Below are 24,217 nucleotides of genomic sequence, written 5' to 3' on the forward strand. Positions count from 1 at the left end.
TTTGTTAGAGTGCATTCATTTTTCGAGGAAACCCGCGTATGACAGCAGCTGCTGCCGACAAGAAGAAGTTGCCCCTGCATTGGAAGATGGGCATCGGCTTTGCGATCGGCCTGGTCCTGGGACTGATCGTGCACGCCCTGGGCGGCAGCGTCGATGGTCTGCAGGCTGGTGCCAAGTGGGTAATGGACTACGTCACCACCCCGGCGTCGGGCCTGTTCCTCAACCTGATCTTCATGCTGATCGTGCCGCTGATCTTCTCGGCGCTGATCATGGGCGTGTCGGAGATGGGCGACATCCGCGCCCTCGGCCGCATCGGCTGGAAGACCCTGGCCTACACCGTGCTGCTGTCCGGCATCGCGGTGGGCATCGGCCTGGTGCTGGTCAACCTGCTCAAGCCGGGCGCGGGCGTCGATCCGCAGACTGCGGCACTGATGCTCTCGGAGAACGCCGAGCGCAGCAAGGAAATCGTCGCTGGCATCCACGGCACGCCGAAGGGCATGGACATGCTGCTGTCGATCGTGCCGAGCAACGTGCTGCAGGCCGCGTCGGACAACGGCGCGATCCTGTCGCTGATGTTCTTCGCGCTGATGTTCGGCATCGGCATGGTGCTGACCGACAATGAAAAGGTTGCCCCGCTGCGCCGCGCCATCGAAGGCGTGTTCGAAATCTCGATGACCCTGATCAACCTGGTCATCCGCCTGGCCCCTTATGCGGTGGCCTGCTTCATGTTCAACCTGGCCGCGCTGTTCGGCTTCGAGCTGATCATCCGCCTGGGTGCCTATGTGGGCGTGGTGGTGCTGGCGCTGGGTCTGCACATGATCGTGACCTACGGTACCGCGGTGTGGCTGTCCGGCCGCTCGCCGCTGTCGTTCTTCCGCGATACCCAGGAAGCAACGGTGATGGCGTTCTCCACCGCCTCCAGCAATGCCACCCTGCCGACCGCGCTGCGCGTGGCCGACCAGATGGGCTTGCCGCAGCGCGTGTCGCGCTTCGTGCTGACCGTGGGTGCCACCGCCAACCAGAACGGCACCGCGCTGTTCGAGGGTGTGACGGTGATCTTCCTGGCCCAGTTCTTCGGCGTGGACCTGAGCATCGGCCAGCAGATCATGGTGATGGCGGTCTGCATCCTCGGTGGCATCGGTACCGCCGGCGTCCCGTCGGGATCGCTGCCGGTGGTGGCGATGATCTGCGCGATGGTCGGTGTGAATCCGCTGGGCATCGGCCTGATCCTGGGCGTGAATCACTTCCTGGACATGTGCCGTACCGCGCTGAACGTGACCGGCGACCTGGCCCTGACCACGCTGGTGGCCAAGGGCGAGTCGCACGATGGCCCGGCGCTGGGTCCGCAGCAGGACTGAGTCCAACGCCACTGCTGGCGACCTGATCGGGGTCGGATTCCTTTCCTCAGGGGAAAGGGCTCCGGCCCCTTTTCACATGCGGAATCCGGCGGAGATCACGTCCTTGCGGGCCAGCGGCCGGCACGACCGGGCAAGGTGAACTGACCCCCCGCCCGGCGACTATGGGACAATAGGCCGCCCGCACGTCCGCGGCCGCCTCCCGATTCCGACAGAACCATGACGCAGCCTACCCGTCGCCAGTTGGCCAACGCCATCCGCTTCCTTGCCGCCGATGCGGTTGAAACCGCAAAGTCCGGCCACCCCGGCATGCCCATGGGCATGGCCGACATCGCCGAAGTCCTCTGGAACGACTACCTCCGCCATAACCCGAGCAACCCGCACTGGTTCAACCGCGACCGTTTCGTGCTGTCCAACGGCCACGGTTCGATGCTGCAGTACGCGCTGCTGCACCTGAGCGGCTACGACCTGCCGATCGAGCAGCTGAAGCTGTTCCGCCAGCTGGGCAGCCACACCGCCGGTCACCCGGAACGCCACGAGACCCCGGGCGTGGAGACCACCACCGGCCCGCTGGGCCAGGGTTTCGCCAACGCCGTGGGCTTCGCCCTGGCCGAGAAGCTGCTGGCACAGCGCTTCAACCGTCCGGAGCTGGAAGTGGTCGACCACCGCACCTGGGTGTTCATGGGCGATGGCTGCCTGATGGAAGGCGTGTCGCATGAAGCCGCTTCGCTGGCCGGCACCTGGGGCCTGCACAAGCTGGTCTGCTTCTGGGACAACAACCACATCTCCATCGACGGCAACGTCGAGGGCTGGTTCACCGACAACACCCCGGAGCGTTTCGAAGCCTATGGCTGGAACGTGGTCCGCGACGTCGATGGCCATGACCCGGACAGCATCAAGGCCGGCATCGAGGCCGCGCTGTCGCAGAGCGACAAGCCGACCCTGATCTGCTGCCGCACCACCATCGGGTTTGGTTCGCCGAACAAGGCGGGCAAGGAATCCAGCCACGGCGCACCGCTGGGCAAGGACGAGCTGGAAGCCACCCGCAAGCAGCTGGGCTGGGAATACGGTCCGTTCGAGATCCCGCAGGCGATCTACGACGGCTGGCGCGCCAATGGCGCCGGCACCCTGCGTCAGGCCGAGTGGGAACAGCTGTTCGACAAGTACGCCAGCCAGTACCCGGCTGAAGCAGCCGAACTGACCCGCCGCTCGCATGGCGAACTGCCGGCCGACTTCGTTGCCAAGGCCGATGCCTACATCGCCCAGGTGGCCGCGGAAGGTCCGACGATCGCCTCGCGCAAGGCCTCGCAGCTGGCCATTGAAGCCTATGCCCCGCTGCTGCCGGAAATCGTCGGCGGCTCGGCCGACCTGGCGCACTCCAACCTGACCCTCTGGAAGGGCAGCAAATCGGTTGCCAGCGACGACGCCAACGCCAACTACGTGTACTACGGCGTGCGCGAGTTCGGCATGACCGCCATTGCCAACGGCCTGGCCCTGCACGGTGGCTTCATTCCGTTCGACGCCACCTTCCTGGTGTTCAGCGATTACGCCCGCAATGGCGTGCGCATGAGCGCGCTGATCCCGGCGCACGCCATCCACGTCTACACCCACGACTCGATCGGCCTGGGCGAAGACGGCCCGACCCACCAGCCGGTGGAGCACCTGGCCTCGCTTCGCTACATCCCGAACAACGACGTGTGGCGTCCGTGCGATGCGGTCGAGTCGGCGGTGAGCTGGAAGGCCGCGATCACCCGCCAGGACGGCCCGAGCTGCCTGGTGTTCAGCCGCCAGAACCTGCCGCACCAGCCGCGCAGCGCCGAGCAGATCGCGCAGATCGAGCGCGGCGGTTACGTGCTGGCCGATGCCGCCGGTACCCCGGATGTGATCCTGATCGCCACCGGTTCGGAAGTCTCGCTGGCCACCGAAGCCAAGGCCCAGCTGGATGCGGCTGGTCTCAAGACCCGCGTGGTCTCGATGCCGTCCACCGACGTGTTCCTGCGCCAGGACGCGGCCTACCGTGAATCGGTGCTGCCGAACGCGGTGCGCAAGCGCGTGGCTGTGGAAGCCGGTGTCACCGGCTTCTGGCGCCAGTTCGTCGGCCTGGACGGTGCCGTGATCGGTATCGACACCTTCGGTGCCTCCGCCCCGGCCGACCAGCTGTACAAGCACTTCGGCATCACCACCGCGCACGTGGTGGAAGCCGCCAAGGCGCTGTAAGCAGCATCGCGACGTAATGAGGAAAGGCCGGCGCAAGCCGGCCTTTTCTTTGCCGCAGGAAAAAGGGGACGGAGGGGATTAAGTCGTTTGTGCACAAACGACTTAATCCCCTCCGTCCCCTTTTCTCAGGCGGTGCGTGCCAGTGCCAGGCGCAGCAGGCGCGCGTCCAGGCGTTCGGCGAAATCCTTCGGTGCCTGCAGGCCCATGCGCTGCAGGTACACCGCATCGCCGTCGCCGGCCGGTTGCCGTAGTGCTGCCCAGACGGTACGCAGCTTGTCGCCGCGGGTCTGCGTATTGGCCTTCAGCCACGCCAGCGCTTTCACCAGCACCTGCTCGATCTCGTTGAAGTCACTGCCCAGCGGATAGTCCGGCAGGCTGCCATCGGCGCGGAACGGGGCCAGCGCCGCTGTCAGCGCCTGCGGCGTATTGCGCTGCTGCCGCTGCGGATCCGGTTGCGCGACCGCCAGCAGTTTGCGCGAGGCGTGCGCCTGCTGCAGCAGGCCGCCCTGGAACAGGGCCTCGGTGATTGCGGTCATCGCATGCACGCAGTCCTCGTCGGTCAGTCCGCGCAGGTCGGCAATGCCGTATTCGTTGAGGTAGATGTCGCGCAGGTGGCGCGGAATGGTGGTGTGCCCGTAGTTCCAGCGCACGTTGGATTCACGTCGGCCCTTGTCATCGCGCGCGGCGCGGAACATCAGCACGCTGCGGGCTTCCGGCAGGGCATGTGCCATCGCCACGAAGTTGTACTGGCCGCCCACACCGGATACCACGCGTCCATCGTCCAGCGCGTCGGACACCGCCGCGCCCAGCGCGGTGGCCATCATGCAGGAGTTGAAGAAGCGCGCATGGCGGCGCTGCAGGCGTTCCAGCGTTTCGTTGCCGCCGTACAGCTGGTTGATCTCGCTGATGCGGCGCATGCCGATCGCACGGCACTCGTCCTCTGGCAGCGTGCGCAGCCACTCGTAGAATTCCGGCGAGCCCAGGTAGAACGCGCCGTGCAGGTACTCACCTTCGGCCGCCAGTGTGGCGTGGTCGATCGACAGCGTGCTGCCGTTCTCGATGCGCTGCATCAGCGCCAGGTCATCGTGTACCTTGCGCTTGATCACCCCGGTCTGCACCAGCCTGCGGAAGCCCTCGTTGAGCATCTCGCTGCAGCCGTACAGGCCCACTTCGAACGGGTCCACACCGCCGATCTCCTGCACCAGCGGGTGGCTGGCCAGCTGCGGATCCAGCGCGTGCAGCACGCGGCGGTAGCGCGCGTTGTCGGTATGGCGCAGCACCAGCGCATGGCTGAGCGCGTCGGCCAGCGTACCGATGCCGATCTGCAGCGTGCCGCCATCGCGCACCAGCGTGCTGGCGTACAGGCCGATGGCGTAGTCGGCATCGCCGACCGGCTGCCGCGGCAGCCCGAACAGCGCCGGGTACGGCGGCGGTGGGGTGATCACCAGATCGAAGAACGAGACATCGACCGTGGCCGAGCCGCCCAGGTAGGGCAACTGGGGATCGATCTCGGCGATCAGCAGCGGACGCGGCAGGCCACGCGCGGTCATCGCGTCCAGCGTGTCCTGGGTGATGTCGTTGTTGCACGACAGGGAAAGCCGGCGGTCGTTCGGGCGCATCGCCACTTTCTGCACGATCACCTGTGGCGCGCGCTGCGCCACCGCATCGGCGGCGTGGGTGTAGTTCAGGCTGGTATAGCTGGATTGCGCCTGGCGCGACCCGAGCAGGGCGCCGGACTGCATGTAGAACTCTTCCACCTGCACATGTGCCGGCAACGCGTCGCGTGCGATCGCATCGGCATAGGCCAGGCGCGGGAAGTCGTCGCCGAAATGGCGCTGCGCGAACGGTGCCAGGAAGCGGGCTTCCAGGCCGTTGCCCCGCGCCTTCGGCGGATTCAGCGACAGCGCGGTATACAGCTGCAGCGGCCGCGACGGATCGTGCTCGACGCGCGAGTAGAGGGCGTTGAGCAGCCGATGCGGCTTGCCCAGTGCCAGCGGTGCCCCGATCCGCAGCGGCCCGTCCACGCGCGCAAACAACCAGTCGACGGCGGCGTCCAGGTCGGTGAGGTGTTCGGTCATGCGCGGCGGTCCTGCGTCGGGGAAGTGCGGGCATTACAGCATGTCGGGCTTGAACCGCCGTCGACGCGAGACTTCCGCGCCGGCCACCATGAACTGCCCATCGCCGCGGTAATGCACCGTGCGCGGCAGTTTCGGCCGGGGCGCAACATGGGCGTGCACGATTTCCCAAATGAACAGATTGCTCGCTGCCACCTGGCTGTCGTCGTACAGGCGGCATTCGAAGCACGAATGGCATTGGCCGACCAGTGGCGCGCCGACCTCACGCGCGGGCAGTGCGTCGAGCCCGAAACGGGCGAACTTGTCGACCTCGCGGCCGCTGCAGTTGCCGATGTCCACCACGGTATCGAGCAGCTCCACCCCGGGCACGTTGATCACGCACTCGCCGCTGCCGCGCGCCAACGCGTGGCTGTGGTTTGCGTCCCACAGGTAGGTGGCGACCAGTGAAGGCGAGAAGCCCATGACCATGTGCCACCCCATCGTCATCAGGTTGCGCTGGCCGCGCCATGCCGTGCTGACCAGCACGATCGGGCCGGGTTCGAGGAAGCGGCGGGCCTGCTCGACCGGGAAATCCTTCTTCGGCAGTGCTTTCATCCGGGGCCAGGGGCGGGAGGAACCGATGCTGGCGCAGCCGGGATGAACCCGGAGTCGAGGGGCTTGACAGGCAGTTCGATTACGCGCGTAATCAATCTGTCGATTACGGATGTAAACCATGACCCCGATCAGCGAAGCCGAAGCCGTCGTGATGGAGGTGCTGTGGCAGCAGGCACCGCGTAGTGCCGATGACGTGGTGGCCGCGCTGGCCCATCGCGACTGGGCCGAGCCGACCATCAAGACCCTGCTCAACCGCCTGCTGACCAAGGGCGCGATCACTGCCGAGCGCGATGGACGGCGTTACCTGTACCGGCCGCTGCTGCAGCGACAGACGTGGGTGGAGGCGCAGAGCCAGGACTTCATCGGCCGTGTCTTCGAAGGGCGCGTGGCGCCGCTGGTCGCGCACTTCAGCGAACGCGGCCAGCTGAGCGCGCAGGACATCGCCGAACTGAAGAAGCTGATCCAGGAGCTGGACCATGACTGAGCTGCTCGACGGACTGTGGCGGGCCAGCTTGTGGCTGGCCGTGGGTGTGGTCCTGCTGGCGGTGCTGCGACCGCTGCTGGTGCGGTTGGGGGGCGCTGGGCTGGCCTACCGCAGCTGGTGGCTGCTGCCGCTGCTGCTGGTGGCCCTGACGCTGCCATTGCCACAGGTTGCGGTGTTGCAGCAGGTACCCACGCTGCCGCTGAAAGTGATGCCCGGTGCCCTCGATGCCCTGAGCGGGCCCTCGCTGCCTTGGGCCGGGCTGTTGTTCGCGCTGTGGGCATTGGGCGCGGGCATCCGCCTGTTGCGCGACCTGCACGCACAACATCGTTTCGAACGGAGCATGGGCCCACTGACGCCGCGCACCGATGGCAGCTGGCAGGCCAGCGGCGATCCCGGCTTGCCCGCGCTGGTTGGCCTGTGGCGCCCACGCATCGTGGTTGGTCCCGACTTCGACCTGCAGTTCACCGCACAGGAACAGAGCTTGATCCTGCAGCACGAGCGCAGCCATCACCGTCATGGCGATCACTGGGCCAACGGTGCGCTGCTGCTGGTGCGCGCGGTGTTCTGGTTCCACCCGCTTCTGCCGTGGGCTGCGGGCCGCTTCCTGCGCGACCAGGAACTGGCCTGCGATGCCCGCACCATGGCCCCGCAGCCGGCGCTGCGCGGCCTCTACGCCAGCACGCTGCTGAAGGCGCAGCTGGTCCACCCGGTTGCGCCCGCGGTCTGCCATTGGCGCAGCCAACCCGTGTTGAAGGAGCGTATCGCCATGTTGAAGCAGTCCAAGCGGAAGGCATTGCCGTGGGTGTCCGGGCAGGTGCTGGTGGTCGGGTTGTGTGTGGGCATGGGCGCGGTGGCATGGGCCAGCCAGGGCGGCGCGGCCGGGAGCCCGGAGATCGGTGTCGAGCCGTACGCAACGGCGGAAGAAGGTGCGGCCAAGGCTGGGCTGGACCGTCCGATCCAGATCGACAGGATGCCACCGCCGTCCTATCCAAAATCCGCGTTCGAGCAGCGCCAGGTAGGCGTGGTGAACCTGCGCGTGGAGGTGGATGCGCAGGGGCGTCCCAGCGATGTCCGCGTGCTCAGTGCCACCAATCCGGGCGTGTTCGATGCGGTGTCGATCGCTGCGGCACGCAGCTGGACCTATCGGCCGGCGATGAAGAACGGTAAGCCGGTTGCAGCGGCGGTGAAGATTCCGATCACGTTCGCCATGGACAACACCGAGGACACCCAATGAAGTCCGCTGCGCTGATCATGGCGGCAGCGCTGCTGGTCGGGTGTGCGAGCCAGGACCGCCTGACCACGGTGGATACCCGCAGCGAAAATGTCGGCCACCAGCGCCTGCAGCCGCAGGCGGGCAGCGGCGGTGGACAGCTGCAGGTGTATTCGCTGGGTGCGACCGAAGGCTACCGGATGCCGCAGCTGTACGCGGCACCGGACCCGGAGGTTGGCGATCGTGACCCGCGCGCGGAACTGGCGCCGACCACGATCTGCCTGCAGGTGGTGGTTGATGCCAATGGCGCCGTGGAGCGAAGCCTGCCATTGACCGATCGTCCGGAGTGCGCGGCAGGTGCTGCGGGCGAGAATGCGCCCCTGCTGCAGGCTGCCCAGGAAGCCGTGGCGATGTGGAAGTACTCGTCCGCAGCGGTCTGCCACTTCGCGGCGGGCAAGGTGCCTGCCGACCGCGGTGACTGCCGGGGCGCCGAGCGCGTCGAGCCGGTAGCGGTTACCCTGCAGTACGCCTTCACGTTCGAGATCGTGAAGGGCCAGCACGTGGTGCGGATGCAGGGAAAATGAACGCTCGCGGTCCGTGATGGAAACCGATGGCGCCGGGCTCTGCCCGGCGTACGTCAGGCCCCGCCCTGGATATTGGCCTTTACCGCAGGCTGCATCAGCTTCGGTTCTTCCAACGTCGCATCGCGGGCCTGGCGCACGCTGACGAACTCCGCCTCGGCCACGCCGTCGTGCACGTGGATGTTGTGCGCGCGCTGTTCACCGATGGTGGTTTCGTTGGCGAAGTCGCGGCCGCCCGGGCCGTAGTCGTGGCAGACGAACACGCGGGTGGCATCCGGCAGGGCCAGCAGGCGCTGGATCGAGCGGTACAGCTGTGCGGCATCACCGCCGGGGAAGTCACAGCGGGCAGTGCCGCCGTCGGGCATGAACAGCGAGTCGCCAGTGAACAGCGCATCGTCGATCAGGTAGGCGATGCTGTCGCTGGTGTGGCCGGGCACGGCGATCACCTGGCAGCGCAGTTCGCCCAAAGTGAAGGTCTCGCCGTCACTGAACAGGTGGTCGAAGATTTCATCGGCGCCCGGAAGCTGCAGGCCATAGCGTGGCGCAAACGTCGCCTGCACCGCGCGGATGCCTTCACCGATGGCCAGCGTGGCCTGCGGAAAGCGCTGCTTGAGCCGGCGCCCGGCCGACACATGGTCGGCGTGGGCATGCGTCTCCAGCAGCCAGCGCAGCTGCAGGCCCTGTTGTTCGATGGCCTGCAATGCCGCGCGCAGCGGTGATTCGCTGCTGGCGTCGGTGTCCGGGTCGTAGTCCAGGACCGGATCGATCAGCGCCGCCTCGCCGCTTGCCGGGTCGCTGACCAGGTAGCTGAAGGTGTTGCTGTCACGGTGGAAGAACGACTGCACCTGGACCGGCATTGGAGCTCTCCTCAGCGCGTGCCGAGCACGCGGTTCAGCAACTGCGCCAGGTTTTCACCGGCCAGCCGCAGCTGCGCTTCGGCCAGCGGCCGGTAGCGCTCGGTGTACTCGTCACCGATTTTACGCGAGGCCGGATAAACGCCAGCTTGCATGGAGATGCGGCAGCTGGCCTCGGCCCAGACCTGCGGGTCGCGCTGCGGGTTGGACTGGCGCGCCAGCTTCGGTGCGCGCTGGCTCTGCAGCACCGGCAGGTAGCCGGCATCGTCCAGCTTGCGGGTGTTGAGCATGCCGCTGTCCCACAGCGAGTGCAGGTTGGTACCGCGGTTGCCGAACTGCAGCTGGAAATCATTGCCGCCCTTGTCGTGGGCGTAGCCGGCGTGCATCGGCTGGTGGATGTCGCCGACCAGGTGCACGACGAACTTCAGCGCCTGCAGGCGCTCGCCGTCAGTCAGGCTGCGGTCGCCCAGAATGGCGCTCTGCGCCTTGAGGGCTTCGACGATGCAGTTGCCGTTCCTGCAGTGCTTCGGTGCTTCGTAGTGGCAGTCGTCTTCGGCAATGTTGACGTAGTGCCAGCCGGCCGAGCGACGGCCCAGGCCCGGGTCCTTGGCGCGCAGCTGGTCGGCCCAGGGCGCGATGCTGGCCAGGGTGGCGTCCGGTTCGGTGGCCAGCAGGCGGTCCACTTCGGCGCGGGCGGCGGGGGTGAGGCGGGCGTCGGCGACTTCGGCGACAAGGCGGTGGCCTTGCGCGCCCCAGGCATGGGCAGGGGCGGAGACGGACAGCAGGGCCGGCGCCAGGGCGGCGGCGAGGAACAGGGAGTGCAGGGCTTTCATGCGCCCATTCTAGCGGGGTAGGTGGATTGAAGAGCGGCGCGTTCCTGTTCCGAAGTGGAAGCGTAGAGGGAGGGGCGGCGGGACACGCCGTAAATCCGTCCTTGGAGGAGGCTCGATGGCGCCATCCATGCCGCCAACGGTCCCGCCGCCCCTCCCTCTGCGCTCCCCTCCAAACATGGCCGCGGAGGCGGATGCAAACGTCAAATGCAACATCAAAAACAAATGCAGGATCAAAATCGGCCTCCTGCAATTACAGGCAATCACTGCGCCTCGGATGCACGGGTTCTGCTCTTGCCTTTGCTTGAGCTGGTACGCACGCGGTGATGGGAAGGGGCAAGGCGGGGAGCGGAGCCGGGACCGTTGGCGCCATGGATGGCGCCATCGAGCCCCCAGGGATGGGTTTACGGCGTGTCCCGGCTCCGCTCCCTGCCTTGCCCCAGCTCCGGAACCGCTTCAGTCCCAGGCACAAAAAAGCCCCGGCAATTACCGGGGCAACATGCTGCGAGGGCTTTGCGTGTAGCGGGGGAGCGGGGGCGAAGCCCCCGCGCCCAATACACCGCTTTAGAACTTGAAGACGTACGAAGCGCCGTAGACCAGCGGATCGATGTTGACCGTGCCGATCTTCTCGCCGTTCAACTTCACCTTGCTGTCGATGTCGATCCAGCGCATGTCCACGCGCAGGGCGCCCTTCTCGCCGATCGCGAAGTCCACGCCGGCGTGTGCGGCCAGGCCCCACGAATCCTGCAGCTTCAGCTTGCTGCCGGCCAGCGCACCCGTAGTGTCTTCGCTGAAGAAGGTGGTGTAGTTCAGGCCGGCGCCGACGAACGGCGACACCTTGCCCTTGCTGTTGAAGTGGTACTGCAGGGTGACCACCGGCGGCAGCTGCTTGGTGCTGCCGACGCGGCCCAGGCCGTTGATGTTGATGTCGTGCTTGAACGGCAGCGCGGCCAGCACTTCGATGCCCAGGTTGTCGGCGATGAAGTACTCGCCGGTGATGGTCGGCTTGACGTCATTGTCGACGTCGACCTTCAGGGTGCCGCCGGCCAGCCAGCCGTTGTTCGACTTCGGCGCCACCTGGTGCACGCCGGCCGAGACGGTCCAGTCGCCCTTGGACTGGGCCATGGCCGGGGCGGCGGCGAGCGACAGGGCGGCGGCCAGGCTGGCCACGATCAGGGGGGAGGTCTTGCGCATGGGGGTGTTCTCGTTGCTGGGTGGATGGCGACAGTCTCGGCCTCACGCCGCGCTAACGCTTTGATCCGGATCAAATCCTGTCCGTGGGCCGGCCGGCGGTCCCGGCTGGCCCACGGTGGCCAGCGGCGGTTTGCTAGAATTGTGGGCCCTATCCATCCCGCCGCACCTGTCGCGGCCGCAGGAGCTTGAGAAATGGCAATCAAGGTTGGTATCAACGGTTTCGGTCGCATCGGGCGTAACGTCCTGCGCTCGGCGGTGCTGAACTTCGGCGACGACATCGAAATCGTGGCCATCAACGATCTGCTGGAGCCGGACTACCTGGCGTACATGCTCAAGTACGACTCCGTGCACGGCCGCTTCAAGGCCGACGTGGCGGTGCAGGGCAACGACCTGTTGGTCAACGGCAAGAAGATCCGCCTGACCCAGGAACGCGACCCGGCCAACCTGAAGTGGGATGAAGTCGGCGCTGATGTGGTGCTGGAAGCCACCGGCCTGTTCCTGACCAAGGAAACCGCGCAGAAGCACATCGATGCCGGCGCCAAGAAGGTCATCATGTCGGCCCCGTCGAAGGACGACACGCCGATGTTCGTGTACGGCGTGAACGACAAGACCTACGCCGGCCAGGCGATCATCTCCAACGCTTCGTGCACCACCAACTGCCTGGCCCCGCTGGCCAAGGTCATCAACGACAAGTGGGGCATCAAGCGCGGCCTGATGACCACCGTGCATGCGGCCACCGCCACCCAGAAGACCGTCGATGGCCCGTCCAACAAGGACTGGCGCGGCGGCCGTGGCATCCTGGAAAACATCATTCCCTCGTCCACCGGTGCGGCCAAGGCCGTCGGCGTGGTCATTCCGGAACTGAACAAGAAGCTGACCGGCATGAGCTTCCGCGTGCCGACCTCGGACGTGTCGGTGGTCGACCTGACCGTCGAGCTGGAAAAGGAAGCCACCTACGCCGAGATCTGCGCCGAAGTGAAGGCACAGAGCGAAGGCCCGCTGAAGGGCATCCTGGGCTACACCGAAGACAAGGTGGTGGCCACCGATTTCCGTGGCGAGACCTGCACCTCGGTGTTCGACGCCGATGCCGGCATCGCCCTGGACGGCACCTTCGTCAAGCTGGTGACCTGGTACGACAACGAGTGGGGCTACTCGAACAAGTGCCTGGAAATGGCCAAGGTCATCGCCGCCAAGTAAGGCCGGCGTAGATCGCAGACGAACCCCGGCCTGGCCGGGGTTCGTCGTTTAAGGGGCCCGCCCTGTCGTAGCATGGGGCGGTCGACCGCTGCCGCTGGGGCGCGGGAACGCAATGGAAGCACGCAATGGAAGCACTGATCGCACTGGTCGTATTGGTCCTGTTGGCCATCCCCCTGCTGCTGGTGGTGGCGCTGGTGATGATCTCCGGCCTGCGCCGCCGCGTCGCGGCGCTGGAAAGCGCGATGGCCGCCGCGCCTGCCACCGCCAGGCCGGCCGCCAGCGCGCCCACGCCTGAACGGGCTGCGGCCACGCCCACGGCCAGTGCCGATCCACCGTTCCTGCGGCCGGTCGTCACTGCTGCACCGCAGCCCCCGCAGCCGCCGGCACGCGAGGCAGCGCCCACCGGAGCGCCCGTCCTTCGTCCTGTTGCGCCACCGCCAGTACCGCCTGCGCCGGTGCAGCCACCGTTGCCTTCCGAGCCGGCACTGCCCAACTTCATCGAGCGCGGCATTGGCGCGGTCAAGCGTTGGTTCACCGAAGGCAACGTGCCGGTCAAGATCGGCATGCTGGTGCTGCTGGCCGGTGTCGCGGCGCTGCTGAAGTACGTCAGCGACCAGGGCTGGCTGGTGTTGCCGATCGAGCTGCGCCTGGCCGGCATCACCGTGGGCGCGCTGGGCCTGCTGGCCTTCGGCTGGCACCAGCGCGAGCGCCGGCGCCTGTTTGCGCTGGCCTTGCAGGGCGGTGCCATCGGCGTGCTGCTGCTGACCATCTTCGCGGCCTTCAAGCGCTTCGACCTGATTCCGCCGGGCTTCGCCTTCGCCAGCTCCATTGCCCTGGTGGCCGGGCTGTGCGTGCTGGCGGTGGTGCAGAACTCGCGCACGCTGGCCGTGCTGGGGATCCTGGCCGGCTTCATGGCACCGCTGTGGCTGTCCACCGGCAGCGGCAATCACGTGGGGCTGTTCAGCTATTACGCGGTGCTCAACGCAGGCATTTTCGCCATCGCCTGGTTCCGCCCTTGGCGCGCGCTGAACCTGCTGGGCTTCGCCTTCACTTTCGGCATCGGCACCTTCTGGGGCGTGCTGCAGTACGTACCGGACAAGTTCAGCAGCACTGAGCCGTTCCTGCTGTTGTTCTTCGTGTTCTACCTGCTGATCCCGCTGCTGTACGCGCGCCGCCAGCCGGCCGGCCGGCGCGATCTGATCGATGGCAGCCTGGTGTTCGGCGCGCCGCTGGTCGCATTCTCGTTGCAGGCAGGCATGCTGCACGAACAACCGATGACGCTGGCACTATGCGCGCTGGGCCTGGCCGCGATCTACGCGGTACTGGCACGGGCGCTGATCGCACGTGCCTCGTACACCATGCTGGCGCAGTCGCATGCCGTGCTTGCGGTGGGCTTCGCCACGCTGGCGGTGCCGCTGGCCTTGTCGGCGCGTGCCACCGGTGCCGTGTTTGCGCTGGAAGGTGCAGGCCTGGCCTGGTTGGGGCTGCGCCAGAAGCGCTGGCTGCCGCAGGTATCCGGCGCGTTGCTGCAGATCGGCGCCGCATTCGCCTTCGTTGCCGGTGGCGACCACTGGCACGAAGACCTGCGCTTCCTGATCAACCCGACCGCCATCGGCGCGCTGTTGCTGGCCCTGGCCGGCTTCGCGTCGGCGTGGAGCTACCAGCGCAGGCCACGTCATGAGGTCGCACTGGTGTACTACCTGTGGGGCCTGCTGTGGTGGCTGGGCGGCCTGGTCCATGAGATCACGCGCTTCTTCCCGTACCGCACCGAAGTGGACGCGTTGCTGGTGCTGGCCGCGGTCACTGCCTGGCTGGTGGCCGAAGTGCAGCGTCGCCAGCCGGCACGTGCACTGGGCGTGACCGCACTGGCCATGCTCGCGCTGGGCTTCCCGCTGGCCCTGGTGCAGAGCGATGCACACCACCAGCCGTTCGCCGGTTATGGCGCGCTGGCCTGGGCGGTGTTCGCGGTGCTGGGCGTGCGGACCCTGCTGTGCCTGCGCCAGGGCGGCGATACCGTGGCCCGCATCGCGCAGTTCCTGTGGTGGCTGCTGTGGCCGTCGCTGCTTTCGCTGCTGGCCCTGTGGGGCGGTGGCGAAGCCGATCTGGCGCAGGGCTGGACGACCCTGCTGGTGACCTTGCCATGGCTGCTGATGGCGGCACTGTCGCTGTGGCGCTGGAATGCGCTGCGCTGGCCATTGGGACAGGCCTTCGACAGCGTGCGCGTCCCGCTGCAGTGCGTGCTGTTCGGCCTGCTGTCGATCGGCTGGCTGTTGGGCCAGCTGCTGCCGGGCGACGCTGCACCGCTGTTGTGGCTGCCGGTGCTGAATCCGGCCGAGATCGGCCAATGGTTGAGCCTGTTGCTGCTGGCGCGCTGGCTGTACAGCAATCAGGGATCGCAGGCCCCGCAGGCATTGCTGAACATCCGCATGCCGCTGCTGGCACTGGCGGCCTTCGTCGCGCTGACCAGCCTGGTGCTGCATGGCGTGCACCAGTGGGGTGGGCTGGCGTGGAACGCGTCGATGATGCGCTTCAGCCTGGCCCAGACCAGCCTGACCGTGTTGTGGAGCGTGCTGGGCGTGATTGCCTGGGTGTGGGGTTCGCGTCGTGGCCAGCGTGTGCTGTGGATGGTCGGTGCCGTGCTGATGGGCGTGGTACTGGCCAAGCTGGTTATTGTCGATCGCCAGCACCTGGGCAACCTGCTGGGCATCGCATCGTTCATCGCCTACGGCCTGCTGTGCACGGTCGTGGGTTATCTGGCACCGGCTCCGCCGAGCGTGGCGCCGACCGTGGAGGAAAAGCAATGAGGAAGTGGAGCAGGGCGCTGCTGCCGGCGATGTTCGGCATGCTGGCCGCCGTCGTGGTGCAGGCGGCTGATTACCGCACGCAGTATGCCGAGCAATGGCCGCTCACATTGTCCAGCGCGCAGTCCGGTGCCTACCGCATCGTGCTGGAGCCGGCGATCTACCGCCGTGCCGTGAGCCCCGACCTCAGCGACCTGCAGGTGTTCAATGCAGCCAGCCAGCTGCTGCCGTCGGCACTGCTGGCGCCGGACCAGCCGCTGGCGCAACCGCCGGTGCAGCGTGAACTGCCGTGGTTCGTGCTGCCGCCGCTGGCCGATGCCCAGCGCAACGATCTGCAGCTGCTGACCGAGCGTGATACCGATGGGCGCGTGCGCCGGGTCGAAGCACGGGTGAGTGGCGGGGCGACGGCGAACGGGCAGGGCGGCTGGCTGATCGACGCCAGCATGCTCGACCAGCAGCCGCTGGCGGCGCTGGTGCTGGACTGGGCCGACAGCGGCCAGCCGCTGCAGGCGCAGGTTCAGCTGGATGCCAGTGATGACCTGCAGCACTGGCGATCGATGGGTCGCGACGTGCCGCTGGTGGATCTGCAGCGCGCCGGCAAGCGCCTGCTGCAGCGCCGCCTGCAGGTGGACGGCACTGCACGCTACCTGCGCATCCTGGCGCAGGGCGACTCGCGGTTGCCGACCCTGCGCGGCGTGTTGGCGGAACTGCCGCCAGCGCCGGCCACGCTGCCGTGGGAATGGCTGTCGCTGGAGCCGACGTCGAAGGGCAAGGGCGAATACACCTTCGAGATGGATGGCCGGTTCCCGGTGGCGCGCGCCGATGTGGCCAGCACCGACAACAGCCTGGTGCAATGGACGCTGTTCAGTCGTGATGATGAGAGTGCCGAGTGGCAGCGCCGCAGCGCGCCGTGGATCGCCTACCAGGTGCAACAGGGCACGCAGGGCCAGCGCCAGCAGTCGGCGGCGCAGCCGCTGGGCGGCGTGCACCGCGACCGCTACTGGAAGCTGGTGGCGAATCCGGCGGAATCTGCCACTGCGCCGACGCTGCGCCTGGGCTACCAACCGGAAGTGCTGGTGTTCCTGAGCCAGGGTGCGGCGCCCTACGCACTGGCGGTGGGCAGCGCGACCGCGCGCCGCACGGACGCGCCGATCGGGGTGTTGATCGAGGAACTTCGGCAGCGCAACGATCCGTCGTGGCAGCCGACGCTGGCGCGACTGGAAGGCAGCCCGGAACCGCTGGCGGGCGACGCGGCGCTGAAACCGCAGCATGACTGGAAGTCGTGGCTGTTGTGGGCGCTGCTGGGTCTGGGCGTGCTGGTGGTGGGTGGCCTGGCGCTCAGCCTGCTTCGGCAGAAGCCGACGCCTTCGGCGTAGGTTCCGGCGAACGGCGCAGCCCCTCGTGGGTGGCTGCAAAGCGCGATCCCGGGGATGGGCCAAGCGGGTGGGCTGGGCAGGGGACGCCGTGAATCCGTCCCTGGGGGCTTAGCCGCGCCATCCATGGCGCGGATACCCCTGCCCAGCCCACCCGCCCGGCCTCTGACAGTTTCCGTGTGCGTCCACCCACGGAAAGAAAAAAAGAAGAGCAAAAGCTGCTTGGCTGGGCGCTCTTTGTAGAGCCGAGCCCACGCTCGGCTGCTCTCCACGAGATCCCCAGCCGAGCATCAGCTCGGCTCAACCTTCCATCTCCCTCCGACACCAGAAACCGTCTTTGCTTTCGCCGTCCGCTCCGCCTCATGAACCTGTCGAGGCCAGGGTGGTCTGGGCTCGCGGGGGCGTAAGCGCCATGGATGGCGCGCCCGAGCCTCCAGGGATGGATTCACGGCGTCCCCCGCGAGCCCACACCGCCCCGGCCCACCCACAGCATCACAAGGCGCCAGCGCGTTGGCTCTGGCTGTTGCAGTTGCAGTTGCGCCTCTGCCTGCCGCAGGCATCGGCCCTCCCACCAGCCGCACCCGATACAATGGCCGCCTGCCGTAGCCCGGCATCCCGTCCCTGAGCCAAAGAGTTTCCCATGTCCATCGTCCGCATGACCGACCTCGACCTCTCCGGCAAGCGCGTGCTGATCCGCCAGGATCTGAACGTGCCGATCGAGAATGGCCGCATCACTTCCGAACAGCGCATCACCGCTTCGTTGCCGACGCTCAAGCGCGCGCTGGAGCAGGGCGCGGCAGTGATGGTCACCTCGCACCTGGGGCGCCCGAAGGAAGGCGTGTGGAGCGAGGCCGACTCGCTGGCGCCGGTCGCCCAGCGCCTGTCCGAGCTGCTCGGCCGCGAGGTTCCGCTGGTGCGTGACTGGGTCGACGGCGTCGACGTGCAGCCGGGCCAGCTGGTGCTGCTGGAAAACTGCCGCATGAACGTCGGCGAGGGCAAGGACGACGAGGCCCTGTCGAAGAAGTACGCCGCCCTGTGCGACGTGTTCGTGATGGATGCCTTTGGTACCGCACACCGCGCGCAGGCCTCGACCCATGGCGTCATCCGCTTCGCCCCGGTCGCGGCCGGTGGCCCGCTGTTGATGGCCGAGCTGGACGCGCTGGCGCAGGCGCTGGACGCACCGGCCAAGCCGCTGCTGGCCATCGTTGCCGGCAGCAAGGTCAGCACCAAGCTGGAACTGCTGGCCAACCTGGTCGGCAAGGTCGACCAGCTGATCGTTGGTGGTGGCATCGCCAACACCTTCATCGCTGCCGCCGGCTACAAGGTCGGCAAGTCGCTGTATGAGCCGGACCTGCTGGACACCGCGAAGAAGATCGTGGCCGATGCCAAGGCGCGTGGCGCCGACATCCCGCTGCCGGTCGACGTGGTCACCGCCAAGCAGTTCATGCCGGACGCTGTTGCCGAAGTGAAGGCGGTCGACGCCGTCGCCGAGGACGACCTGATCCTGGATATTGGCCCGCAGACCGCTGCGCAGTACGCGCAGCTGATCGGAAAGGCCGGCACCGTGGTCTGGAACGGCCCGGTCGGCGTGTTCGAGTTCGAAGCCTTCAGCAAGGGCACCGAAGCGCTGGCCCGCGCCATCGCCAGCTCGCCGGCATTCTCCATCGCGGGCGGTGGCGACACCCTGGCGGCGGTCGACAAGTTCGATATCGCCGGGCAGGTCAGCTATATCTCCACTGGCGGTGGTGCGTTCCTGGAGTTCCTGGAAGGCAAGACCCTGCCGGCCGTCGCCGCGCTCGACGCGCGCGGCGCATGAGTGCCGACCGTAGCAAGGATGTCCTGTTCTTCGACCTCGACGGCACGCTGATCGATTCGCAGGTGGGCATCACCGCCTGCATCGCCTATGCGCTGCAGAAGATGGACCATCCGGTGCCGCCGCAGGAGACGCTGCTGGGCTGGATCGGTCCGTCGCTGCGCACCACCTTCGCGCCGCTGTTCGTCGAACCGGCACGGGTGGAACAGGCGGTGGGCTACTACCGTGAGCGCTTCGACGCCGAAGGCTGGCGCGAACACACGGTGTACCCGCAGGTGGAAGACACGCTGCGCACGCTGCATGGCCGTGGCCACCGCCTGGCGGTGGTCACCGCCAAGAACGAGCCGCATGCGCGCCGCATCCTTGCACACCTGCCGTTTGGCGGGCTGTTCGAGGAGATCATCGGTTCGACCCTGGATGGCTCGCGCAGCCACAAGCCGGAGCTGGTCGGGGAAGCTCTGCGCCGGCTGCAGGTGCAGCCCGCACAGTGCTGGATGATCGGCGACCGCCGCATGGACATCGAAGGCGCGCGTCACCACGGCCTGCGCAGCGTGGGTGTGCTGTGGGGCTTTGGCGGTGAGGCGGAACTCACCGCGGCCGGCGCTGGCCAGCTGGCACGCGAACCGGCGCAGCTGGAAACGCTGCTGGCCTAGCTTCCTGTAGCGCCGAGCCGATGCCCGGCTGCTCCGGCGAGTGGCCAGCCGGGCATGGGCTCGGCTCTACGGAATGCCCTGCGCCAGCGTATGTCCGGACAATGTCCGTTGCATGACCTGCGGAGTCAGGCAGCACAAGGCTGTAACCGTATACATGCGGCGTGAAGGATGTGCTAATTTCCGTTCTTTAACGGGAGAGGCCCATCCACCATGTTCGAGCGTCAGCGTCGCACCAAGATCCTTGCCACCCTCGGTCCGGCCACTGATCCGCCGGGCGTGCTGGAGGATCTTTTCCGCGCCGGCGTCAATGTGGTGCGCCTGAACTTCAGCCATGGCGATCCGTCCGGCCAGGCCAAGCGTGCTGCCGAAGTGCGCGCCGCGTCGGCCCGCGTGGGCGTGGAAGTGGGCATCCTGGCCGACCTGCCGGGCCCGAAGATCCGCATCGAGCGCTTCGCCGAAGGTAAGGTGCAGCTGAAGGCGGGTGACCGCTTCGACCTGATCGCCAGCGAGAACGCCGGCCCGGGCAACGCCAGCCAGGTGGGCGTGAGCTACCTCGGCCTGCCGCAGGACGTGGGCCCGGGTGATGTGCTGCTGCTCGACGACGGCCTGATGCAGCTGCAGGTGGTGGAAGTGCAGGGCGAGCGCATCGTCAACACCGTGCTCAACGATGGTGTGTTGTCCGACCGCAAGGGCCTGAACAAGCAGGGCGGCGGCCTGTCGCTGGGTGCCCTGACCGAGCGCGACAAGGAACTGATCGGCATCGTTGCCAAGATCGGCGTGGACTTCATCGCCGTGTCGTTCTGCCGCAACGCGCAGGACATGAACGACGCGCGCGACATCGCCCGCTCGCACGGCTGTGATGCCGCCCTGGTGTCGAAGATCGAGCGCACCGAGGCGATCGAGAACCTGGAAGAAATCGTCGAGGCCAGCGACGTGGTGATGGTTGCCCGTGGCGACCTTGGCGTGGAAATCGGCGATGCCGAGCTGCCGGGCCTGCAGAAGAAGATCATCAAGGCCTCGCTGGCGCAGAACAAGGTGGTGATCACCGCCACGCAGATGCTGCAGTCGATGGTGGAAAGCCCGATCCCGACCCGCGCCGAAGTGCTGGACGTGGCCAACTCGGTCATCGACGGTACCGACGCGGTGATGCTGTCGGCGGAAACCGCCGCCGGTGCCTACCCGGTCAAGGCGGTGGAAGCGATGGCACGCATCTGCCTGGGTGCCGAGCGCCAGTTCCAGACCGAGACCGATTTCAACGCCTCGCCGCGCAACCTGGAACGTGCCGACCAGGCAATTGCCATGGCCACCATGTTCCTGTCGCAGCATGTGGGCGTGCGCGCGATCGTGGCCATGACCGAATCCGGCGGCACCGCGCGTTACCTGTCGCGTTTCCGCGCCAAGGCGCCGGTGTTCGCGGTCACCCGCCACGACGGCGCGCGTCGCCAGATGGCGCTGATGCGCGATGTGTTCCCGATCAACTTCGACAGCCGCGGCCTGACCCCGCGCGAAGCGGCGCGCGGCAGCATCCGCCTGCTGGTCGAATCGGAACTGCTGCAGGCCGGTGACCGCGTTGTGTTCACCAGCGGCGAGCACATGGAAACCCATGGTGCCACCAACACCCTGCGCCTGCTGGAAGTGGGCGAGGATGGCCGCGCCATCGGCCTGGGCGATCTGTAAGCCCTGACGGTCGGGTCGGCGCTGCCGATCTGGGGTCAGAGCCCTGAAGGGGCTCTGACCCCATGCCGCAGGACATCCTTTGTCCTGCGTAGACGTGGAAGCGTTTCCATCCTGTCCTCCACGGCGAGGCAACGGGCAGCAGGGCTATACTTACGTTTTTCCCGCACCCGCCACAGGAAATACATGAGCATCGAACAGCTGGCTGAAACCGCCCAGGCCATGGTCGCCCCGGGCAAGGGCATCATCGCGATCGACGAATCCACCGCTACCATCGCCAAGCGTTTCGCCGGCGTCGGTATCGAGAACACCGAGGAGAACCGTCGCGCCTACCGCGAGCTGCTGCTGACCACGCCGAAGCTCAACGAGCACATTTCCGGCGCCATCCTGTACGACGAGACCATCCGCCAGTCGACCAAGGACGGCGTGCCGTTCGCCAAGTACATGGCCGACCACGGCATGATTCCGGGCATCAAGGTGGACAAGGGTGCGCACCCGCTGGCCGGCTGCCCGGGCGAGCTGGTGACCGAAGGCCTCGACGGCCTGCGCGAGCGCCTGCAGGAGTATTACAAGCTGGGCGCGCGCTTCGCCAAGTGGCGTGCGGTCATCAACATCGGCGAGAGCATCCCGTCGGGCACCTGCATCGAGTCCAACGCCCATGCGCTGGCCCGCTATGCAGCGCTGTGCCAGGAATGCGGCCTGGTGCCGATGGTCGAGCCGGAAGTGATCATGGACGGCGAACACGACATCGAAACCTGCTACGAAGTCACCGAAGCCACCCTGCGCTCGCTGTTCGACGCGCTGTACCAGCAGAACGTGCTGCTGGAAGGCACCATCCTGAAGGCCTCGATGGTCATCTCCGGCAAGGACTGTGAAGAGCAGGCCGATGTCGAGGAAGTGGCCGAGTCGACCGTGATGTGCCTGAAGAGCACCGTGCCGGCGATCCTGCCGGGCGTGGTGTTCCTGTCCGGTGGCCAGAGCGACGAGCAGTCCACCGAGCACCTGAACGCGATGAACCAGCTGGGCAACCTGCCGTGGCCGCTGAGCTTCTCCTACGGCCGCGCCATGCAGCAGGCCGCGCTGAAGCTGTGGGCCAAGGACATGAAGGGCAACTACGCTGCTGCCCAGAAGACGGTGTACGAGCGCGCCAAGGACAACGGCCTGGCCGCGCTGGGCAAGTGGAACGGTTGATCCGTCCCATCGCCGGATGAACAAGGCAGCGCCGGCATCACGCCGGCGTTTGCTTTTGCGGGTATCTTTTCCGCCCCCGCGTGCCTGGCCGGTATGCGGGAACCACATGGAAGGCCAAGGAGAAACAACATGCGTTTGGCAGCAATCACACTGGCCGTTGCCACGGTCCTGGTCGCCAGCGGTTGCAACCGCATCGGCGGCGGCGCGGACGCGGGCAAGGCCGCGTCACTCGATTTCGACAAGCCGGTATCCGGCGAGATCACCTCGCGCAGCGGCATCAACTACAACGACGGCAGCCACCACCAGCTCTACCAGATCAAGCTGGAAGACAAGCAGCTGGTCGGGCTGAAGCTGACCGGTTCGCTGAGCGGCTCGATCGCCGTGTTCAACAACGGCAGCCTGGTGGCCAGCAGCAACACCGGCTACGAGCGCGAAGGCGACGTCTCGGTGGCCTTCCGTGCCAACGGTGGCGGCACCTACCAGGTGGCGGTCAACGCCAACGGCTCGACCGACTACGGTCCTTACCGCCTGCGCGCCGAGAAGTTGGTGCCGTACGACGGCAAGCCGCTGGCGGGCAGCGGCGAGATCGTCGACATGCTGGCCGGTGGTTCCCAGGACTACACCCTGCAGGTGGACAAGGCCGGCCTGTACGAGATCCGCCTGGTGTCGGATGTCTTCGATCCGGTGCTGAAGCTGTCGGGCCAGGGCGTGGATGCAGAGAATGACGATGGCGGCGACAGCACCAACTCGCGCCTGACCCTGTCACTGAAGCCGGGCAAGTACACCCTGACCGCGCGCGGCCTCGGCGACGGCGTCAGCGGCATGTTCACCCTGTCGGCCAACCGCATCGAGCTGCCCGGCAATCTGGTCGAGCGCGATGGCACGGCACTGCCGAAGTCGGGCAGCGTGTACACGATGCTCGACAACGATGGCCGTCGCCGCTTCCTGCTGTCGCTGGACCGCCCGGCCGATGTGCGCCTGGATGCGATATCCAGCCAGGTTGATACCGTGCTGCGCGTGGTCGGCGGCGATGTCGAGCTGACCGACGACGATGGTGGCAACGGCACCAATTCGCGCTTGGAAGAGACCCTGCCGGCCGGTCATTACACGGTCGACGTGTCCAGCCTGAACAATGGCGCGGGCATGGTGGAAGTGCGCGTGCAGGTGGATGGCGCCAGCGCCGATGGGGCTGCGGCCTCGGCGGCACGTGCCGCAGCCGACGCAGCCGCCGTGGCCGATGACGCCGCCGCGGTGGAAGCTGCCAGCCGTTGAGCGTGCCCCACGCCATGCGTGGCTGAGCACGACGGTGCAACGGAAAAGGCCGGGCACTGCCCGGCCTTTTTCTTTACGTCGCGCACCGGGATTCAGTGCGCGGCGGCAAAACCCGCATCACCCAGGGGCGGCAGCATCGCCCCGCGCGGTTCGCTGTCCGCGCTTTGCCCGGCGGCGCTCAACGCCTGCTGGTAGGCCTTGGCCGTAGCGGTATTGAACGCCACCAGCACGATGCGCATCGGTTGCGCATGGCTGCGCTGCCACGCCAGTGTTTCGGTCACTGCGATCTGCGCCGCCTGGTACAGCGGATAGCCATAGACACCGCAGCTGATCGCCGGGAACGCGATCGACTGCACGCCCAGCGACTCGGCCAGCTGCAGCGACTTCCAGTAGCAGTTGGCAAGCAGCGCCGGTTCGTCGCGCTGGCCGTCATGCCAGACCGGGCCCACCGTGTGCAGTACATGGCGCGCCGGCAGCGCATGGGCGCTGGTGGCGCGCACTTCGCCCGTCGGGCAACGCACGCCCGGGCGCAGCTCCGGCAACTGCGCGCACTCGGCCAGCAATGCGGGGCCGGCCGCGCGATGGATCGCGCCGTCGACACCGCCGCCACCGAGCAGTGTTTCGTTGGCCGCGTTGACGATCGCATCCACCGCCAGGGTCGTGATGTCACCCTGCCAAACCTCGATCTTCATGCGTCCGTCTCCTGCCTGTGAGGTGATCCGCGCAGCATCTGCGCCGGCTGTTCCCACGGTAGGGGACAGGGCATCGATACTGCGTCATGACCGTCTCACGCGCTGCGATCCGACGGCCTTCACGCACGATGGCGGGCGACGCCTTCACGCAGGCTGA

The 24,217-nt window shown here is 67.1% G+C and carries 19 protein-coding genes; 13 read left to right on the forward strand and 6 right to left on the reverse strand.

The annotated features are described in order from the left end of the window. Positions 1-38: 38 nt before the first annotated feature. Complete coding sequence (locus tag ACUVWL_RS00730) at positions 39-1,358, forward strand: dicarboxylate/amino acid:cation symporter (protein ID WP_014648249.1); 1,320 nt, start codon at positions 39-41, stop codon at positions 1,356-1,358. A gap of 216 nt (positions 1,359-1,574) precedes the next feature. Next, on the forward strand, positions 1,575-3,572 hold the full coding sequence (gene tkt, locus ACUVWL_RS00735; RefSeq protein ID WP_014648248.1) for a transketolase: 1,998 nt from the start codon (positions 1,575-1,577) through the stop codon (positions 3,570-3,572). Between the two features lie 125 nt (positions 3,573-3,697). Here tkt and ACUVWL_RS00740 read toward each other — a convergent pair whose 3' ends face one another. After that, positions 3,698-5,650, reverse strand: a complete 1,953-nt coding sequence (locus ACUVWL_RS00740) for an acetyl-CoA hydrolase/transferase C-terminal domain-containing protein (RefSeq protein WP_445978747.1) — start codon at positions 5,648-5,650, stop codon at positions 3,698-3,700. 33 nt (positions 5,651-5,683) lie between these two features. Continuing rightward, entirely contained in the window at positions 5,684-6,241 is a 558-nt protein-coding gene (locus tag ACUVWL_RS00745) for a flavin reductase family protein (protein ID WP_014648245.1), read from the reverse strand. A 118-nt stretch (positions 6,242-6,359) separates the two neighbouring features. On the opposite strand from ACUVWL_RS00745, the gene ACUVWL_RS00750 reads away from it, so the two are divergent. The 3 genes from ACUVWL_RS00750 to ACUVWL_RS00760 are packed head-to-tail and all read left to right on the forward strand — an operon-like array spanning position 6,360 to position 8,519. Next, positions 6,360-6,725, forward strand: a complete 366-nt coding sequence (locus tag ACUVWL_RS00750) for a BlaI/MecI/CopY family transcriptional regulator (protein WP_049406228.1) — start codon at positions 6,360-6,362, stop codon at positions 6,723-6,725. Then, the gene (locus ACUVWL_RS00755; RefSeq protein ID WP_126411307.1) at positions 6,718-7,959 is read left to right on the forward strand and encodes a M56 family metallopeptidase; all 1,242 of its coding nucleotides are present in this window, start codon (positions 6,718-6,720) and stop codon (positions 7,957-7,959) included. Before ACUVWL_RS00750 ends, ACUVWL_RS00755 begins: the two co-directional genes overlap by 8 nt. Next, entirely contained in the window at positions 7,956-8,519 is a 564-nt protein-coding gene (locus tag ACUVWL_RS00760; protein ID WP_032962142.1) for a hypothetical protein, read from the forward strand. Before ACUVWL_RS00755 ends, ACUVWL_RS00760 begins: the two co-directional genes overlap by 4 nt. A 53-nt stretch (positions 8,520-8,572) precedes the next feature. On the opposite strand, the gene ACUVWL_RS00765 is transcribed toward ACUVWL_RS00760, so the two are convergent. From ACUVWL_RS00765 to ACUVWL_RS00775, 3 genes are all read right to left on the reverse strand, one after another. Then, positions 8,573-9,373, reverse strand: a complete 801-nt coding sequence (locus tag ACUVWL_RS00765; RefSeq protein ID WP_014648241.1) for an MBL fold metallo-hydrolase — start codon at positions 9,371-9,373, stop codon at positions 8,573-8,575. Between the two features lie 11 nt (positions 9,374-9,384). Then, on the reverse strand, positions 9,385-10,203 hold the full coding sequence (locus ACUVWL_RS00770) for a S1/P1 nuclease (RefSeq protein ID WP_049440438.1): 819 nt from the start codon (positions 10,201-10,203) through the stop codon (positions 9,385-9,387). A 561-nt stretch (positions 10,204-10,764) separates the two neighbouring features. After that, positions 10,765-11,394, reverse strand: a complete 630-nt coding sequence (locus tag ACUVWL_RS00775) for an OmpW/AlkL family protein (protein ID WP_014648239.1) — start codon at positions 11,392-11,394, stop codon at positions 10,765-10,767. Between the two features lie 192 nt (positions 11,395-11,586). On the opposite strand from ACUVWL_RS00775, the gene gap reads away from it, so the two are divergent. The 8 genes from gap to ACUVWL_RS00815 all read left to right on the forward strand — a co-directional run bounded on the left by gap (position 11,587) and on the right by ACUVWL_RS00815 (position 23,368). Next, positions 11,587-12,591 carry a type I glyceraldehyde-3-phosphate dehydrogenase gene (gene gap, locus ACUVWL_RS00780; RefSeq protein WP_005414333.1) on the forward strand — a complete coding sequence of 335 codons (1,005 nt, stop codon included), beginning with the start codon at positions 11,587-11,589 and terminating at the stop codon, positions 12,589-12,591. Positions 12,592-12,716: 125 nt separating this feature from the next. Further along, positions 12,717-15,395 carry a DUF2339 domain-containing protein gene (locus tag ACUVWL_RS00785; protein ID WP_445978748.1) on the forward strand — a complete coding sequence of 893 codons (2,679 nt, stop codon included), beginning with the start codon at positions 12,717-12,719 and terminating at the stop codon, positions 15,393-15,395. Then, positions 15,392-16,768 (forward strand): DUF3999 domain-containing protein, encoded by a 1,377-nt coding sequence (locus ACUVWL_RS00790; RefSeq protein WP_032962132.1) that lies wholly within the window; start codon positions 15,392-15,394, stop codon positions 16,766-16,768. Before ACUVWL_RS00785 ends, ACUVWL_RS00790 begins: the two co-directional genes overlap by 4 nt. 637 nt (positions 16,769-17,405) lie before the next feature. Then, the gene (locus tag ACUVWL_RS00795; protein ID WP_014648236.1) at positions 17,406-18,581 is read left to right on the forward strand and encodes a phosphoglycerate kinase; all 1,176 of its coding nucleotides are present in this window, start codon (positions 17,406-17,408) and stop codon (positions 18,579-18,581) included. Further along, positions 18,578-19,231 carry an HAD hydrolase-like protein gene (locus ACUVWL_RS00800; protein ID WP_111205442.1) on the forward strand — a complete coding sequence of 218 codons (654 nt, stop codon included), beginning with the start codon at positions 18,578-18,580 and terminating at the stop codon, positions 19,229-19,231. Before ACUVWL_RS00795 ends, ACUVWL_RS00800 begins: the two co-directional genes overlap by 4 nt. A gap of 210 nt (positions 19,232-19,441) precedes the next feature. Next, the gene (gene pyk / locus ACUVWL_RS00805) at positions 19,442-20,908 is read left to right on the forward strand and encodes a pyruvate kinase (RefSeq protein ID WP_032959168.1); all 1,467 of its coding nucleotides are present in this window, start codon (positions 19,442-19,444) and stop codon (positions 20,906-20,908) included. Positions 20,909-21,091: 183 nt separating this feature from the next. Continuing rightward, on the forward strand, positions 21,092-22,096 hold the full coding sequence (locus tag ACUVWL_RS00810) for a class I fructose-bisphosphate aldolase (RefSeq protein WP_445978749.1): 1,005 nt from the start codon (positions 21,092-21,094) through the stop codon (positions 22,094-22,096). Positions 22,097-22,225: 129 nt separating this feature from the next. Then, positions 22,226-23,368: a hypothetical protein gene (locus ACUVWL_RS00815; RefSeq protein WP_014648232.1), complete on the forward strand. Its 1,143-nt coding sequence runs from the start codon at positions 22,226-22,228 to the stop codon at positions 23,366-23,368. Positions 23,369-23,460: 92 nt separating this feature from the next. Here ACUVWL_RS00815 and ACUVWL_RS00820 read toward each other — a convergent pair whose 3' ends face one another. Continuing rightward, positions 23,461-24,060: an O-acetyl-ADP-ribose deacetylase gene (locus ACUVWL_RS00820; RefSeq protein ID WP_445978750.1), complete on the reverse strand. Its 600-nt coding sequence runs from the start codon at positions 24,058-24,060 to the stop codon at positions 23,461-23,463. Positions 24,061-24,217: the final 157 nt, after the last annotated feature.

It is taken from the genome of Stenotrophomonas muris, assembly GCF_052751275.1.